This is a genomic window from Micromonospora sp. IBHARD004 (assembly GCF_052814115.1).
On sequence record NZ_CP199934.1, the window covers coordinates 2,442,142 to 2,457,318 of the forward strand.

General features: G+C 75.4%; 17 protein-coding genes and 1 pseudogene. 6 read left to right on the forward strand and 12 right to left on the reverse strand.

Features of this window, described 5'->3' with window-relative positions:
* Window positions 1-4 precede the first annotated feature (4 nt).
* From ACTWO6_RS11835 to ACTWO6_RS11845, 3 genes and pseudogenes are all read right to left on the reverse strand, one after another.
* On the reverse strand, window positions 5-1,294 hold the full coding sequence (locus tag ACTWO6_RS11835; protein ID WP_446220632.1) for an MFS transporter: 1,290 nt from the start codon (window positions 1,292-1,294) through the stop codon (window positions 5-7).
* A 105-nt stretch (window positions 1,295-1,399) separates the two neighbouring features.
* Window positions 1,400-1,549, reverse strand: coding sequence for an HAD-IA family hydrolase (locus tag ACTWO6_RS11840; protein ID WP_446220633.1), 150 nt, complete (start codon window positions 1,547-1,549; stop codon window positions 1,400-1,402).
* A gap of 67 nt (window positions 1,550-1,616) precedes the next feature.
* Window positions 1,617-1,727 (reverse strand): annotated as a pseudogene (locus tag ACTWO6_RS11845) (hypothetical protein); the annotation flags it as partial.
* A gap of 38 nt (window positions 1,728-1,765) precedes the next feature.
* Here ACTWO6_RS11845 and ACTWO6_RS11850 point away from each other — a divergent pair.
* A complete protein-coding gene (locus tag ACTWO6_RS11850) occupies window positions 1,766-2,278 on the forward strand; it encodes a GNAT family N-acetyltransferase (RefSeq protein ID WP_446219676.1) in 513 nt (170 codons plus the stop codon).
* Between the two features lie 4 nt (window positions 2,279-2,282).
* On the opposite strand, the gene ACTWO6_RS11855 is transcribed toward ACTWO6_RS11850, so the two are convergent.
* Genes ACTWO6_RS11855 through ACTWO6_RS11875 form a run of 5 tightly spaced genes read right to left on the reverse strand, consistent with a single transcriptional unit; the run spans window position 2,283 to window position 5,064 of the window.
* The gene (locus ACTWO6_RS11855) at window positions 2,283-2,795 is read right to left on the reverse strand and encodes a hypothetical protein (protein WP_446219677.1); all 513 of its coding nucleotides are present in this window, start codon (window positions 2,793-2,795) and stop codon (window positions 2,283-2,285) included.
* Complete coding sequence (locus ACTWO6_RS11860) at window positions 2,792-3,718, reverse strand: hypothetical protein (RefSeq protein WP_446219678.1); 927 nt, start codon at window positions 3,716-3,718, stop codon at window positions 2,792-2,794. The genes ACTWO6_RS11855 and ACTWO6_RS11860 overlap by 4 nt, the downstream gene beginning before the upstream one ends.
* Window positions 3,719-3,774: 56 nt before the next feature.
* On the reverse strand, window positions 3,775-4,095 hold the full coding sequence (locus tag ACTWO6_RS11865; RefSeq protein WP_446219679.1) for a DMT family transporter: 321 nt from the start codon (window positions 4,093-4,095) through the stop codon (window positions 3,775-3,777).
* Between the two features lie 55 nt (window positions 4,096-4,150).
* Window positions 4,151-4,351 (reverse strand): DUF397 domain-containing protein, encoded by a 201-nt coding sequence (locus ACTWO6_RS11870; RefSeq protein WP_446219680.1) that lies wholly within the window; start codon window positions 4,349-4,351, stop codon window positions 4,151-4,153.
* Window positions 4,339-5,064: a DUF5753 domain-containing protein gene (locus ACTWO6_RS11875; protein WP_446220634.1), complete on the reverse strand. Its 726-nt coding sequence runs from the start codon at window positions 5,062-5,064 to the stop codon at window positions 4,339-4,341. Before ACTWO6_RS11875 ends, ACTWO6_RS11870 begins: the two co-directional genes overlap by 13 nt.
* A gap of 827 nt (window positions 5,065-5,891) precedes the next feature.
* Here ACTWO6_RS11875 and ACTWO6_RS11880 point away from each other — a divergent pair.
* Window positions 5,892-6,617: a PP2C family protein-serine/threonine phosphatase gene (locus tag ACTWO6_RS11880; protein WP_446219681.1), complete on the forward strand. Its 726-nt coding sequence runs from the start codon at window positions 5,892-5,894 to the stop codon at window positions 6,615-6,617.
* 4 nt (window positions 6,618-6,621) lie between these two features.
* Here ACTWO6_RS11880 and hrpB read toward each other — a convergent pair whose 3' ends face one another.
* Genes hrpB through ACTWO6_RS11895 form a run of 3 tightly spaced genes read right to left on the reverse strand, consistent with a single transcriptional unit; the run spans window position 6,622 to window position 10,284 of the window.
* On the reverse strand, window positions 6,622-9,177 hold the full coding sequence (gene hrpB / locus ACTWO6_RS11885; protein WP_446219682.1) for an ATP-dependent helicase HrpB: 2,556 nt from the start codon (window positions 9,175-9,177) through the stop codon (window positions 6,622-6,624).
* 23 nt (window positions 9,178-9,200) lie between these two features.
* Window positions 9,201-9,401 carry a DUF397 domain-containing protein gene (locus ACTWO6_RS11890; protein ID WP_089015226.1) on the reverse strand — a complete coding sequence of 67 codons (201 nt, stop codon included), beginning with the start codon at window positions 9,399-9,401 and terminating at the stop codon, window positions 9,201-9,203.
* A 40-nt stretch (window positions 9,402-9,441) separates the two neighbouring features.
* Window positions 9,442-10,284, reverse strand: a complete 843-nt coding sequence (locus ACTWO6_RS11895; protein WP_446219683.1) for a helix-turn-helix domain-containing protein — start codon at window positions 10,282-10,284, stop codon at window positions 9,442-9,444.
* A 138-nt stretch (window positions 10,285-10,422) separates the two neighbouring features.
* On the opposite strand from ACTWO6_RS11895, the gene ACTWO6_RS11900 reads away from it, so the two are divergent.
* The 4 genes from ACTWO6_RS11900 to ACTWO6_RS11915 all read left to right on the forward strand — a co-directional run bounded on the left by ACTWO6_RS11900 (window position 10,423) and on the right by ACTWO6_RS11915 (window position 14,049).
* Window positions 10,423-11,049 carry a GOLPH3/VPS74 family protein gene (locus ACTWO6_RS11900; protein ID WP_446219684.1) on the forward strand — a complete coding sequence of 209 codons (627 nt, stop codon included), beginning with the start codon at window positions 10,423-10,425 and terminating at the stop codon, window positions 11,047-11,049.
* A 42-nt stretch (window positions 11,050-11,091) separates the two neighbouring features.
* Window positions 11,092-12,633 (forward strand): APC family permease, encoded by a 1,542-nt coding sequence (locus ACTWO6_RS11905; protein WP_446219685.1) that lies wholly within the window; start codon window positions 11,092-11,094, stop codon window positions 12,631-12,633.
* A complete protein-coding gene (locus ACTWO6_RS11910) occupies window positions 12,630-13,220 on the forward strand; it encodes a GNAT family N-acetyltransferase (RefSeq protein WP_446219686.1) in 591 nt (196 codons plus the stop codon). Before ACTWO6_RS11905 ends, ACTWO6_RS11910 begins: the two co-directional genes overlap by 4 nt.
* Window positions 13,221-13,317: 97 nt before the next feature.
* Window positions 13,318-14,049, forward strand: a complete 732-nt coding sequence (locus tag ACTWO6_RS11915; protein ID WP_446219687.1) for a class I SAM-dependent methyltransferase — start codon at window positions 13,318-13,320, stop codon at window positions 14,047-14,049.
* Between the two features lie 91 nt (window positions 14,050-14,140).
* On the opposite strand, the gene ACTWO6_RS11920 is transcribed toward ACTWO6_RS11915, so the two are convergent.
* Entirely contained in the window at window positions 14,141-14,965 is an 825-nt protein-coding gene (locus tag ACTWO6_RS11920; RefSeq protein WP_446219688.1) for a SigB/SigF/SigG family RNA polymerase sigma factor, read from the reverse strand.
* Window positions 14,966-15,177 lie beyond the last annotated feature (212 nt).

Genomic DNA, 15,177 nt, shown 5'->3' on the forward strand with positions numbered 1-15,177 from the left:
GCTGCTACACCGGCGCGGACGGTCGATCATCGGACTGCCTGGTCCCGGCCGCGCCCGCCGGCGGGCGACCGACGTGCCGGTCCGCGAGGGCCTGGTTCGTCAACGCCGGGGTGGCCAGGCCGACCCCGGCGAACAGCGCGGCCACGAGCAGCCACCCGACCGTCCCCCCGTCGAGGATGACCAGGGTCAGCAGGGCCGGGCCGACCGCCCGGGCCAGGCCGGCGAGCAGTCCGTCCGCGCCCTGGTACGCCCCGATGGCGTCCGGCGGGGCCAGGTCGTAGGCGAGACCCGCCCCGGCGGTGCTGTGCCAGAGGTCCCCGAACGTGTAGACGACGGTGGCGGCCAGCAGGAGCGCGACCGCCGCGGCGGTGGGCAGGCCGGCCGTGGCCGCGTAGAGCGGCATCGCCGCCGCGAGCACCAGGCCGGCCCGACGCATCCTCCGGGCCGCCGGGACGGCGGTGCCCGCGCCCCGGCTGAGCCGCACCGCCAGCAGCACGGTGAGTAGCGTGTTCGTCAGCAGCACCGCGGACACCACCGTCGGCGGCGCCCCGGCGCGGGCCACCGTCCACAGCGGCACGATCAGCGTGAGCACCGTCAGGTGTAGCGCGAGCACCGCCGACGCCCCGCTGACCGCGAGGAACCGACCGTCCCGCAGCGCCCGGCGCGGGCCGCGCGTGGCCCGGCCGCCGACCGCCGCCGGCGGGTAGGCCGGCAGGCGCAGCAGCAGCGCCGCCGAGAGCAGGTAGGTGGCCGAGTTGCCGGCCACCAGCACCTGGTACGCCAGGTGCGTGTCGGCGGCCAGCGCGAACCCGGCCAGTCCGGCGCCGACGGCGATGCCGAGGTTGGCCACCGCGCGCAGCGTGGCGAAGGCGTGCACCCGCCTCTGCGGCCCGGCGACGGCGGCGACCAGGGCGGCGCGGACCGCCAGGTTGCCGGAGGTGAGCAGCGCGTCGAGCACCGCGACGATCAGGAACACCGGGAACGAGCCGACCAGCAGGTACGACGCGGCGACCGCGGCCTGGCACAGCTGCAGGACCGCCCGGAGCGTACGCGGGTCGCGCCGGTCGGCGAGGCTGCCCAGCGGCACGCTCGCGGTCAGCCCGACCAGCCCGGCGACGGTGAGCCCGGCGCCGACCGAGGCGGCGGAGAGCCCCACGTCGCGGGTGAGGTAGAGCGCCGCGCCGGCCAGCCGCAGCCCCGAGCCGACCGTGTTGGCCAGGGTGGCCAGGGAGAGGGTGCGCAGCCGCCCGGGCGGCGGGATCGGCGAGGCCGCCCCGCCCAGGACTCTCCTCAGCCCACGCGGCGGTCGTGGCGGAGCTGCGGCGTCCTCATCGACGGCCATGCCACCGACCCTAGGCAGGGCCGGCCGGGCCGGCTGTCCCTGGCGACGCGACGCCGGTCACAGGAGACCGGTCACCGCCCGCTCTGCGGGCTGCGGTACGCGGACCGACGCCATGCCGGCCGCGGTGGCCGCCGCGATGCCCAGGTCGGTGTCCTCGAAGACGAGGCAGGACTCCGGGGGTACGCCGAGCAGCCGGGCGGCGACCAGGAAGGCTGCCGGGGTCGGGCTTGGCCCGCGCGTAGTCGCCGGCGCAGACCAGCACGTCGAACCGGTCGAGCAGGCCGAGCGTGGTGAGCGAGGCGGTGACGGACTCCCGGGTGCTGCCGGAGACGACGGCGAACGGGTACCGCCCGTGGGCAGGGTACGGGATGGGGCGGAAAAACACGCTGGCCCGGATCGCGCCGCTCTGCTTGGCTCGGCGGCGTGGAGAGCATCAGGATCGCCCGGCCGGACGAGTTGATTGAGGTGCAGCGGATGGAGCTGGCCTCCGGGGCGCCGTTCCGGGAGATCGGCATGGTCGACGTCGCCGACATGCCACCGCTGCCGCTGGACGTGCTCGCCACCTGCCAGCGGGCCGGGCGACTCCGGGTGGCGGTGGACGCCGCGGACCGGCCGCTCGCCTTCGCCGTGCTCGACCTGGTGGACGGCTGCGCGCACGTCCAGCAGCTCAGCGTCGATCCGGCGTACGCCCGGCGGGGGATCGGGCGGAGACTGCTCGACGACGTGGCCGGGTGGGCCGCCGACCAGGGCCTGCCGGCGTTGACGCTGACCACGTTCCGGAGCGTGCCCTGGAACGGGCCGTACTACGCCCGGTGCGGGTTCCGGGAGTTGACCGGGGCGCAGGTCACGCCCGGGCTGGCCGAGCTGCTGGCCGCCGAGGCCGCGATGGGACTGGACCCGGCCGAGCGGGTCGCCATGCGCCGGCCCGTCGGCTGACCCGTCAGCGTCGGCCGGGGCGTGGACCCCCGTAGAGGTGCACCCGGTGGTCCACGTCGCGGGCGTACCGTGCGGCGTGAAAGAGGTCGGGGCGGCCCGGGGCGTGGGCGACCTGCACGGTCCACTGTTCGTACCACCAGCGGGCGGAGCAGGCGCATCCGGTGAAACGGAAGTTCGCCCGCCAGCGTCCGCGCTGGCCCGGCGCGAGGGAGAACAACCGGGTGCGGAGCCCCCGGACCGGGTACGAGGCCCGACTCGGGAGGTGGTCCACCACCGCCGCGCCGCCGCGCCACTCGACCCAGAGGCCCGCCTCGCGGACCGCCGCGTCGCCCGACCCGAGGCGGTCCGTGGGCCGGTAACCGGTGGCCTCGTCCAGCAGCACGTCGTGCACGGTGATCCCGTCGGCCGGCCCGTCCGGGAGCGGGTACTCCTGGACGACCCCGCGGCGGACGGTGGCCGCGGCGGCGTCGCGGCTGGTCCAGCGGACCTTGATCCGCTGGACCACCAGCGCCGTCATCGGGGCACCGTGCCGGTGACGAGGCGCTCGGTGGCGAGACAGGAGACCAGGCAGCGTTCCTTGGCGTCGCCGGTCAGCCGGGCGGTCCAGTCGGTGAGGCCACCGTCGCCGACCTCCCACGTGCCGTCGCGCAGGGTGAGTCGCAGCGCGCAGCCGACGTAGTAGCCCCGTCCGCGTTCCCGCTCCGGCTCGTCCCGCAGCGGGATTCCGTCGGCGGCGAGTGCCGGGCGGACGGTGTCGGCCAGCCGTTCGCCGAGCACCGCGTCGTCGAGGACCGTGACGTGCAGCCGGGGTGCGCTCGACGGAGCCAACTCGGCGAGGACCGCCCGCCACCAGGCCAGATGCCGGACCAGCAGCCGGGCCTCGGTACGCCCCGAACCGGTGTCGCGGGCGCTGGACACCAGCGTGAAGAGCCGGAAGTGCGCGGACGCGCCGGGGCCGAAGTCCTGCGCCCGGAGCACCCGGTGCGCGGCGGCCAGGTGCACCTCGCCGGTCCGGGGCTGCCGTTGCCGGCGCGCCGCCGCCTCGACGGCGAGGGCATTCGTGGGGTCGCTCACCACCTCCGCGCCGCGCATGGTGGTGACGATCCGGTTCTGGCTGACCGGCGTGACGGCGGAGCAGGTGCCGGGCGGGGTGACCGGGGACAGCTCCACGCCCGCCACGTCGGCCGGCAGCAGCTCCCACATCCGCGCCTCCAGCCCGGCGAGGACGCGCGGGTCGGCGTCGGACGGGCGGACGAAGCGGTCCTCCCGCCAGCGCCGCAGCACGTCAGCCGGGCGCACCGTCGCCGCGCGGTCCCGGGCCACCGTCAGCAGCAGCGTCCGTAGATCCGCGGCGGGCAGACCAGCCAGCGTGGCGCGCGTCCCCGCCGGAAGCGCCGTCCACACCCGACGCTCCGCGCCGGACAGCTCGGCGGAGTCCATGGCCGCCACCCTCGCGTACGTGCCGCCGCGCGTCCAGCGGATTCGGGGCGGCTGGCTCAGTGGGCGCCGCCGAGGTTGAGCACGACCACCCCGGCGATGACCAGGCCTGCGCCGATCACCTTGGCCCCGCTGAGCGGCTCGCCCAGGAAGGCCGCGCCGATGGCCATGATGGCCGCCGTGCCCAGACCGGACCAGATCGCGTAGGCCACGCCGACGGGAATGTCCCGTACCGCCAGGGCGAGCAGCCCGAACGCCGACAGGTACGCCACCGCCAGGCCGAGCGTGGGCCAGGGCCGGGTGAAGCCGTCCGTCGCCTTGAGCAGGCTCGTGCCGATCACCTCGGCGGTGATCGCGGCCAGCAGGAACAGGTACGCCACAGGTCTCCTCCGGTACGCCGGTACGGGGAGGACGGTACCGGGGTGGAGAGGTGAGCTAGGCGCGGCGAGAAGCCGGGAGCCCGCCGACGAACGCCTGCCAGGCGGCCGGGGTGAAGCTCAGCGTGCCACCGGTGCGGTCCTTGGAGTCGCGGACCAGGACGACGTCGGGGAGATTGTCGGCGACCTCGACGCAGTCGCCGCCGTTGGAGCTGCTGCGGATGCTGGTGCGCCAGCGGGCGCCGGTCAGGTCAGCCATGGTCGCGCCTTCAGGAGCTGGATCGACTGGTCGCGCGGGAGCGCCACCGACCTGAGAGTGTCCCAGACCTGCCAGAGGGCGGCAACGTCCTTTGTCGTCCGGCCGGCGGCCTGGTCGTCCAGGTAGGCCACGTCGTCGCCGTCGTCGGCGCTGGCGATCACGAACGGCCCGGCCTGCCCGGGGTGGAAGCCGGCGCGCAGCGGCAGCACGTGCAGCAGGACGCGGGGCCGTTGCGCCATGGCGATCAGGTGGTCGAGCTGCGGGTGCATGATCTCCGGCTCGCCGCGGCGCAGGGCGGCCTCGTCGACCACGAAGACGGTCAGCGGTGGGCGGGGCCGGTGGAAGACCGCCGCCTGCCGGGCGACCCGGGCGGCCACGTAGCCCTCCACCTCGTCGTCGGCCAGCGGTCCGCTGCTCAGCACCGCGTGCGCGTACTCCTCGGTCTGGAGCAGGCCGGGCAGGACCGACGGCTGGAAGGACCGCAGCGAGGTGGCCTCCCGTTCCACCTCGGCCCAGGGCCGGAACCAGGCCGGCTCGCGTCGGCGGACCACCTCCGGCCACAGCTCGCCGACCTCGCGGCTGAGCGCCCGGGACACCGCCACCCGGTGCCGGGGATGCGGCACCCGGCCGGGCGTCACCCAGCGGGCCGCCGTCTTCGGGTCGACACCGACCCGCTCCGCCAGCGACTCCGCCGTCTCGCCGATCGCGGCCATGGCGACCCGCAACGCGTCGTTCACACCCCACCTCCACAGGGACGTCCCGAACGTCCGCCGACGCTACCGCTACGCGGTGTGCTCGTCCCGCGACGCGCGGCAGGCTCCCATCAACGGCACCGCCGCCGTGGCCCGAACCGTCGGCGGGACCGCCGGGCCGCCCCGCCAACGGCGTCGGGGCGGCCCGCCCCACCACTCGTGAAGGAGGTCCCGCCGTGCGTATCCGGTTCCGGCACAGCGAACCCGCCCCGTCCGCGCCGCGCCGTCCCGGGACGCCGGGGTGAGCCGGCCGGCGCGACCGCACGTACCCATGCGGCCGCTGTGGCGGTGCCGCGCGTGCGGTGCCGAGTGGCCGTGCCCGCCGGCCCGGCTCGCGCTGCTGGTCGAGTACCGCGACGACCGGCCGGCGCTGCTGGTGTATCTCGGCACGGTGATGCAGGAGGCGGGGGAGCAGCTCGCCCAGCTCAACGGGCATGCCCGGCCGGCCGACCTGGCGGAGCGGTTCCTCGGCTGGGCCCGAGCGCGGGGCCGGGACCCGGCCGGAATGTCCCCGCCAGGTGCATCGAGGCCGGGTGGCGACGACGAAGTCCCTGATGGAACACCCCGTGTCACCGACCGAGAAGGAGAAACACCATGAAGAAGATTCCGGGAGCGCTCCCACCGACAGCCCGATGTTTTCCAGCGCGTCTCGCCGCTGTCAATCGATCCGACCCGATGAGCTGAGCGACGGGTCGGCCGCGCGACGGACCGTGAGATTCACCGCGCCACACGGCATCGTCCTGATCTCCTAGAGACAACTGCGCCCTTCGCCTGGCAGGCTGCCTCCCATGACCCTGAAGCTTCGTTCCGTCGGGGCGAGCGACCGTGGGCTGATCCGCAGCGGGAACCAGGACGCGCTCCACGCCGGCAGCTGGCTCGTCGCCGTCGCCGACGGCATGGGAGGCATGGCGGCCGGTGACCTGGCCAGCTGGATCGCCATCGACGCGGTCGGGCCACTGGACGTCGAGACCCCCGAGGACGCGCTGGTCGCCGCCCTGCAGAGCGGGATCGAGCTGACCACCGCGCGGATCCGCCAGGCGGTGGAGGAGGATCCGGAACGCCAGGGCATGGGCACCACGCTGACCGCCCTGCTCTTCGCCCGGACCGGGAGCTGCCTGGCCCTGGCCCACGTCGGCGACTCCCGGGCCTACCTGCTCCGCGAAGGGGTGCTCAAGCAGGTCACCCGCGACGACACCTTCGTGCAGATGCTCGTCGACCAGGGCGTGATCACCGCCGAGCAGGCCAGCAGCCACCCGCGCCGGGCGGTGGTCACCCAGGCGTTGCAGGGCGACGAGGTCTCCCCGACGTACGCGACGATGGTGCCGTGGGCCGGCGACCGCTGGCTGCTGTGCAGCGACGGCCTCTCCAACGTGGTCCGCCCGGACACCCTCGCCGAGGTGCTGGCCGGCCAGGCCGACCGGGAGGCGTGCGCCCGTCAGCTGATCGACCTGGCCCTGCGCGCCGGCGGCCCGGACAACGTCACCGTGGTGATCGCCGACATCGTCGACGAGTAGCCCCTCAGCGCCGCCGGGGCGCCGCCCGCCGGGTGGGCTCCGCGGTGGTCGGGTCCTCCGGCCACGGGTGCCGCGGGTAGCGACCCCTCAGCTCCGCCCGGACCTGCGGGTAGCCGGACCGCCAGAAGGACGGCAGGTCGGCGGTGACCGCGACCGGCCGGCCGGCGGGGGAGAGCAGGTGCAGCAGCACCGGCACCCGGCCGTCGGCGATCCGCGGCGCGTCCCGCCAGCCGAAGGTCTCCTGGAGCTTCACCGCGAGCACCGGCGCGGCCGGGTCGGCGTAGTCCACCCGGACCCGGGAGCCGCTCGGCACGGCCAGCCGCTCCGGGGCCAGCTCATCCAGCCGGGCCGCCTGGCGCCAGTCCAGCAGCCGGCGCAGCGCCGACGCCACGTCGATCCGGGCGAGGTCGGCCCGGCGGCGGGCCCGGGCCAGCTCCGGACCGAGCCAGCGCGGCGCCTCGGCCAGCAGCGCGGCGTCGCCCACGTCCGGCCACTCGTCGCCGAGCGCCTGCCGGCAGAACGCCAGCCGCTCGCGCAGCGCGGTCGCCGCCGGGGTCCAGGTCAGCAGCCCCAGCCCGCCCTGGCGCAGGCCGGTCAGCACCGCCGCGGCGACCAGCTCGGGCCCCGGCGCGGCCAGCGGCCGATCGACCAGCTCGACCGCGCCGAGCCGGACCACCTCCCGGGCCACCACATCCCCACCGGACCAGCCCACCTCACGCTCCGACCGCAGCAGCGCGGCGCCCGCCTCCCGCGCGGTCGCCTCGTCCACCGGCGCGGCGAGCCGCACCCGGGCCGCCGGGGCGCCGGGAGAGCGGTCGGCGACGGCCACCGCGAGCCACGCCGACCCGGCCAGCCCCGACCCCGCCGCCAGCTCCGCCGCGGTGCCGCCCGCCATCAGGTACGCCGAACCGCCGACCCGCCGCGCCCGGGCCAGCCGTTCCGGGTACGCCAGACCCACCACCAGCCCGGCGGCCAGGTCGTCGGGGAGGCGGTCCCCCCGCGCGGCGGCGGCCCGCGCACCGCCCCCGTCCTCCGGGCGGTCGGCGGGCGTGCCGGCGGGCAGGGCGGCCCGGAGCCGGCGCACCTCGGCCCGCCAGCGGGCGGTGGCGGCCGGGTCCACGTTCGTGCGCAGCCGGCGCCAGGCGGCCGTCAGGTCGTCGCCCGGCCCGGCGACGGTCTCCTCGGCGAGCAGCGCGACCACCTCGGCGGCGCGGTCCGGGCCCACCCGGTCCGCCCCGTCGAGCAGCGCCCGGGCCAGCCGGGGATGCGCCCCGACCGACGCGATGACCCGACCCCGGGCGGTGATCCGGCCGTCCGCGTCGACCGCCCCGAGGGCGGTGAGGGTCTCCCGGGCGACCGTCATCGCGGCCGGCGGCGGGGGATCGGGCAGGGCCAGCCCGGCGCCGTCCGGGTCGCCCCAGGCGGCCAGCTCCAGCGCGAAGCCGGTCAGGTCGGCGGTGGCGATCTCCGGCGCCGGCTGCGGCGCCAGCCGGGCGTGCGTCGCCTCCGACCAGCACCGGTAGACCGCGCCCGGGGCCTCCCGCCCGGCCCGGCCGGCCCGCTGGGTGGCCGCCGCCCGGGACACCGGGACGGTCACCAGCGCGCCGAGCCCGCGGGCCAGGTCGGTGCGGGCCACCCGGCTCAGCCCGGCGTCCACCACCACCCGGACCCCGGGCACGGTCAGGCTGCTCTCCGCCACCGCGGTGGCCAGCACCACCCGCCGCCGGTCGGCAGGGCGCAGCGCCGCGTCCTGGGCCGCCCCGGGCAGCCGGCCGTGCAGCGGCAGCAGGGCGATCCGGTCCCGCAGGTCGGCCAGCCGGCCGGTGACCGCGGCGATCTCGCCGGCGCCGGGCAGGAACACCAGGACGTCCCCGTCCCGCTCGCGCAGTGCCCGCCGGACGGTGGCCGCCACGTGGTCGAGCAGCGCCGGGTCGACCCGGCCCGCGCCCGGCGCGGCCACCGGTCGGGGCGGCGGCGCCCAGATCCGGGTGACCGGGTGCAGCGCGGCCTCCGCCCGGACGACCGGCGCGGGCCGCCCGTCGGCGCCGAGCAGCGCGGCGAACCGGTCCGCCTGCGGGGTGGCCGACATCGCCAGCAGCCACAGGTCGGGGCGGAGCGTGCCGCGGGACTCCACCGCGAAGGCCAGGGCCAGGTCGGCGTCGAGCTGCCGCTCGTGACACTCGTCGAGCAGCACCGCGTCGACCCCGGGCAGCTCCGGGTCGCGGTGCAGGCGGCGGAGCAGCAGGCCGGTGGTGACCACCTCGACCCGGGTCGCCGGTCCGACCCGGCGCTCGCCCCGGACCGCGTACCCGATCCGCTCGCCCACCCGCTCGCCGAGCAGGCCGGCCATCCGGCGGGCGGCGGCCCGGGCGGCGACCCGGCGGGGCTGCGCGATCAGCACCCGGCCGGCGACCTCGTCGGCCACCGCGAGCGGGGCGAGGGTGGTCTTGCCGGTGCCCGGCGGCGCCACCAGCACCGCGTCGCCGGTCGCCCGCAGCGCCTCGACCAGCGTCGGGAGCACCGGCCGGACCGGCAGGTCGAGGGGTACGTCGGAGAGCACGGTCCCACTCTCGCACCCGGTGCTCAGGCCGGGCGCACCCCGTCCACGCCGGTGACGAAGGCCGCCCAGGCCGTCGGCGGGAAGACCAGCGCCGGGCCGCCGCGGTCCTTGCTGTCCCGCACGGCGATCCGACCGCCCACCGCGGCGACCTCCACGCAGTTGCCGTTGCCACTGCTGCGCGTGCTGGTGCGCCAGTCCGCCCGGGACAGGTCGAGCGCAGTCATCCCCGTACCTCTCGTCTTCCGTCGGCGTGCCGCCGAGCGGTCACGCAAAGTTACGAGAAGCCTGCTCCAGCCGGAGCAACGACGCCACCGGATCCAGTGCCATCCGGCACAGCTCCTCATGCAGCAGGCTATACCCGTGCACCTGCGCGACGTCCTCCAGAGCCAGCCCCATGGTGAGGTTGTCCAGGTAAACCACGGTGGCGTCGGCGGCGTCGGCGAAGCCGAGGATGACGTACGGGGTACTCATCGCCGGGTGCCCGCCAGCACTGAATGGAAGTACGTGAATGGATACGTTCGGTAACTGAGCGAGTTTCGCCATGTGGCCGAGCTGAGCGGCCATCACGGCCGGCCCGCCGACGGCGCGCAGCAGCACCGCCTCGTTGAGCACCACGGAGAGCCGGACCGGCGACTCGCGGTGCAGCACGTTCTGCCGGTGCAGGCGGGCGGCGACCTTGCGCTCGATGCCGTCCTCGCCCGCGGTGATCCGGTAGATCTCCCGGGCGTACGCCTCGGTCTGCAGCAGCCCCGGCACCGACTCGGCCTCGTACGTCCGCAGGGTGGCTGCCTCGGCCTCCAGCCCGACATAGAACTCGAACCACTCCGGCAGGACGTCGCTGTAGTTCTGCCACCAGCCGCGCTGCTGCGCCCCCCGGGCGATCTCGATCAGCGCCTCGGCGTCGGCGCCGGTCACCTGGTAGAGCGCGAGCGCGGCGCGGACGTCCCGGGGCTTGATGCCGATCTGCGCGTTCTCGATCCGGGAGAGGTTGCTCTTGGACATGTCGAGCTGGCGGGCGGCCACATCGAGGGTCATCCCTGCGCGTTCGCGTAGTTGGCGGAGTTCCCGGGCGATGCGGCGGCGGCGAACGGTGGGACTGGCGGTCACCCTCCGAGTCTGTCACGACAAGATCCGCAGGTCGTGCCGGTACGGAGTGCAACCGCTGAATTCGGGAGTTGCATTGCAGGAGTGCAGGGTGCATCCTCTGTCCGGTGTCGATCGTTTGTGGACAGCCGGGAGGCTCGTTTGCTCATCGCTGACGAGTTCTTCCTGATCGCCCACAACGACAGCCGGGGCAAGGCCAGGCTGCACCCCACGGCGACCGGGCTGGGGCTCGCCGCCGGCCTGCTCGGCGAGCTGGTCCTCTTCGGACGGATCACCGTCTCCGGTGGACTGGTCACCGTGCTCGACCGCCGGCCGCCGGCCGACGCGCTCGCGCACACCGTGCTCGACCAGCTGCTCGGGGAGCCCCGGCACCAGGCGGTCCGCACCTGGCTCAGCTTCCTGGCGCAGACCGCCGTGGCCTCGGTCGGCGAGCGGCTGGCCCGCGCCGGCGTGCTGCGCCGGCAGGAGAGCCGCCGGCTGCTGCGGACCAACCTGAGCTACGTGCCGGTCGACCTCAACACCGCGGCCTGGCCGGCGACCCGGCTGCGGACCCTGCTGGAGCGCCCCGAACCCCCCTCCGTGCCGGACGCCCTGCTGCTCGGTCTGGTCGCCGCCACCGGGCTGACCCGCGAGGTGCTGTGGAGCGCCGGCCCGCTGGCCCACCAACGGCTGGGCGTGCTCGTCCCGGCGCTGCCGGCGCCGCTGAAGGAACTGGTCGGGCAGACCGAGGCCGCCGTCGGGGCCGCGGTGCTGCGCGGCACCCCCTGACCCACCGACCCCTCATCCCTCCCTCGAACCGGAGCACCCCCCATGCCCCCTGCAGCCACCGTCGACCGTCCCAGCAACGTCTCCGAGGCCCTGGCCCGCGGCCGGCTCGGCATTCCGTCGGTCATCTTCTTCGTCCTCTCCGCCGCCGCCCCGCTGACCGTGGTGGCCGGGGTGGTCACCACCGGGTACGCGGTCACCGGCGTCACCGGCATCCCGCTGGCGTTCCTGGTGGTCGCGGTGGTGCTCGCGCTCTTCTCGGTCGGCTACGTGGCGATGGCCCGCCGGCTGACCAACGCCGGCGCCTTCTACGCGTACATCGCCCGCGGGCTCGGCCGGCCGGCCGGCGTGGGCGCGGCGTGGATCGCGCTGATCGCGTACAACGCGCTCCAGGTGGGGCTCTACGGCGCGATCGGCGCCGCGGCCGAGCCGGTGCTCCAGCAGCTCTTCGGCGGCTCGCCCGCCTGGTGGGTGGTGGCCCTGGTCGCCTGGGCGCTGGTCGCCGTGCTGGGCGTGCTCCGGGTGGACATCAACGGCATGGTGCTGGCCGTGCTGCTGGTCGCCGAGATCCTGGTCATCCTCGTCTTCGACCTCGCGCAGCTCACCCACCCGGCCGGCGGCTCGGTCAGCTTCGCCACCCTGTCGCCGGACAACCTGCTGGTGCCGGGCGTCGGCGCGATCCTGGTGCTGGCCACCACCGGCTTCACCGGCTTCGAGTCCGCGGTGGTGTTCAGCGAGGAGAGCAGGGACCCGAAGCGGACCGTGCCGATGGCCACCTACCTGTCGGTGGCCATCATCGCCACGCTGTACGCCCTCTCGGCCTGGACGATGACCGTCGCCACCGGGCCGGACCGGATCGTCGACGAGTCCCGCGAGCAGAGCACGGGGCTCATCTTCAGCCTCGCCGGCGCGCACCTCGGCGACACCGCGGTGACGATCGGCCAGGCGCTCTTCCTCACCTCGCTGCTGGCGGCGATGATCTCGTTCCACAACACCACCGCCCGGTACGCCTTCGCGCTCGGCCGGGAGCGGGTGCTGCCGGCGCTGTTCGGGCAGACCTCGCCGCTCACCGGCGCGCCGCGGGTCGCCTCGCTGGCGCAGAGCGTCCTCGGGCTGGTCGTGATCGTGCTCTACGCGGTCGCCGGCTGGGACCCGCTGGTGCAGCTGTTCTTCTGGGGCGGCACCGGCGGCGGGTTCGGCGTGCTGCTGCTGATCGCCACCACCTCGGTCGCGGTGATCGCCTTCTTCGCCCGGACGGGCACGGCGGAGACGCTGTGGCGGCGGGCCATCGCGCCCGGCCTCGCCGCGATCGCCCTCACCGCCATCATCGTGGTCGCGGTGGACAACTTCGCCATCCTGCTCGGCGTCGCCCCGGACTCGCCGCTGCGCTGGGCGATCCCGGCGGTCTACCCGGTCGCGGGGCTGCTCGGGCTGCTCTGGGGGCTGGTGCTGCGCGGGCGCCGGCCTGACGTGTACGCCCGGATCGGGCTCGGCGCGGACAGCGCGGTCGCCGACGTGCCGCCGGCCGCCGACGTGCCGCCGGCCGCCGGCGACCCGGCGCCCGCCGGCGCGGAGGCGGCCCGGTGACCGAGGTGCCGATCGAGCGGCTGGGGCCGGCGGAGACCCGGGCGGTCGCCGAGCGGATCGCCGGAGCGTTCCACCACCTCGACGTCACCCGCTGGCTGGTGCCGGACGAGTCGAAGCGGGAGGCGGTGCTCGCCGACAACTTCGAGATCCTGGTCGACCACGCGATGCGGCACGGGATCGTGCACGGCACCGCCGACCGGTCGGCGGTCGCGGTCTGGTTCCCGCAGGCCGGCGAGCCGGCCCCGCCGCCGGCCGACTACGACGCCCGCCTCGCCGCCGCCTGCGGCGAGTGGACGCCCCGGTTCCAGCACCTCGACGAGCTCTTCGAGGCGAACCACCCGCACGCCGACCACCACCACCTGGCGTTCCTGGCGGTGGCTCCGCAGCGGCAGGGGAGCGGGCTGGGCAGCGCGCTGCTGCGGCACCACCACGCCGTGCTCGACGCCGAGGGCGTGCGCGGGTACCTGGAGGCGAGCAGCGAGCGCAGCCGCGACCTGTACGCCCGGCACGGCTACCAGGCCGCCGAGCCGTTCCGGCTGCCCGACGGGTCGGCGTTCCACCCGATGTGGCGCGACCCGCGCGGCTGACCGACGCGCGGCGACCCCCGGTGTCCACTGGCGACCGGGGGTCGCTGTCGGCCTTCTCATATTGACCGGCGTGCGCGGCACCGCGTTGGCTGACGGTATGGCCCGTATCGCGTACGACGATCGCAGCGCCGCCGCCTTCGCGGCCGCCCGGCACCTGGCCCCCGACGGCCTGGCGAGCTGGCGGGCGGCCGTGGCGCGGCACCTGCCGACCACCGCCGGCGCCCGGGTGCTCGACCTCGGGGCCGGCACCGGCACCTGGGCGACCGCCTTCCACGCCTGGTACGACGTCGACGTGGTGGCGGTCGAGCCGTCGGCCGCCATGCGGGCCCGCTCCGGGTACCCGGGGATGGTCGGTGGCGGCGCGGAGGCCCTGCCGCTCGCGGCGGCCAGCCTGGACGGCGCGTGGCTCTCCACGGTGATCCACCACCTGCCGGACCTGTCGGCGGTCGCCGCCGAGCTGCGCCGGACGCTGCGGCGCGGCGCGCCGGTGCTGATCCGCTCGGTCTTCGCCGGTCGGGGCGGCGGGATCAGCCTGTTCCGGTGGTTCGCCGAGGCGCTGCGGGTGGTCGAGAGCTACCCCTCGGTGGCGGAGGTCTGCGCGGCGTTCGACGGGGTCGGCTTCGCGCCGGTGGCGCTGGAGCCGGTGCCGCAGGTCAGCGCCGCGTCGCTGCGGGAGGCCGCCGATCGGCTGCGCCGGTCGGCGCACACCCCGCTGCTGCTGCTCGACGACGCCGACTACGCGCGGGGCGTGCGGCGGATGCGCGCGGCGGCGGGGCGGACGCCGGACGCGCCGGTGGTGGACACGATGGACCTGCTGGTGCTGCGCTGAGCGTACGGAAAGGCCCGGCCGGCGAACCGCCGACCGGGCCTGTGGACGCGACGTTGGCCGGGTCCGCCGACCCGGCCAACGTCCCCACCCCCTAGTACGTTCCGTCGAGCTGCCCGCGCAGCTTCGTCAGCGCCCGGGCCAGCAGCCGGGACACGTGCATCTGCGAGACGCCGATCTGCTCGGCGATCTGCGACTGGGTCAGGTTGCCGTAGAAGCGCAGCGTGAGGATCTTCTGTTCGCGCTCGTCCAGGGTGGCGAGCGCCGGGCCCAGGGCGACCCGCAGCTCGGCCAGCTCGAACTCGCCGTCCTCACCGCCGAGCATGTCGCCCAGCTCGGTGGCCCGGTCGCCGTCGCCGGTCGGGGTGGACAGCGACACCGCGTTGTAGGCGCGGGCACCCTCCAGGCCCTCCAGGACCTCTTCCTCGGTCAGCTTGAGGTGGGCGGCGATGTCGGCGACCGTCGGCGAGCGGCCGAGGGTCTGCAGCAGCGTGCTGTTGGCGTCGGAAATGGCCAGCCGCAGCTCCTGGAGGCGACGCGGCACGCGGATGTCCCAGGTGCGGTCGCGGAAGTGCCGCTTGAGCTCGCCGATGATGGTCGGGATGGCGTAACCGGCGAAGTCGACGCCGCGGGAGGGGTCGAACTTGTCGATCGCCTTGATCAGGCCGACGGCGGCGGTCTGCGCCAGGTCGTCGGTGGGCTCGCCGCGACCGCTGTAACGGTGGGCGAGGTGGTTGGCGAGCGGCAGCCAGGCCTCGATCGCCTTGTCCCGCATCGCGGCGCGCGACGGGTGGTTGGCGGGCAGCGCGGCCATCGCGTTGAGCAGATCCGCGGCGCTGTCGGTGAGGGCGCGCGGGTCGAGCTTCTCAGTGGTGGACGGCGGTGTGGTCGCCTGCTCGCTGATCGTTGGCGCGGTCATGGGTGGTCCTCCCTGCACCTCGTCCGCGGATAAAAGACGTGACGCTTTGGTTTAGCTTCAATTGGCCCGTTCGGGAGTCACCTTAACCTGATCGGCTCCGGGAAATCTAGCCGAAAGTACGATGTACTTAAGTAATTTTAGGACATAAAAGCCCTGCAACAGACATAACGCCCCGACTTTGTGATCACGGTTACCGGGCCGCCCGCCCGACC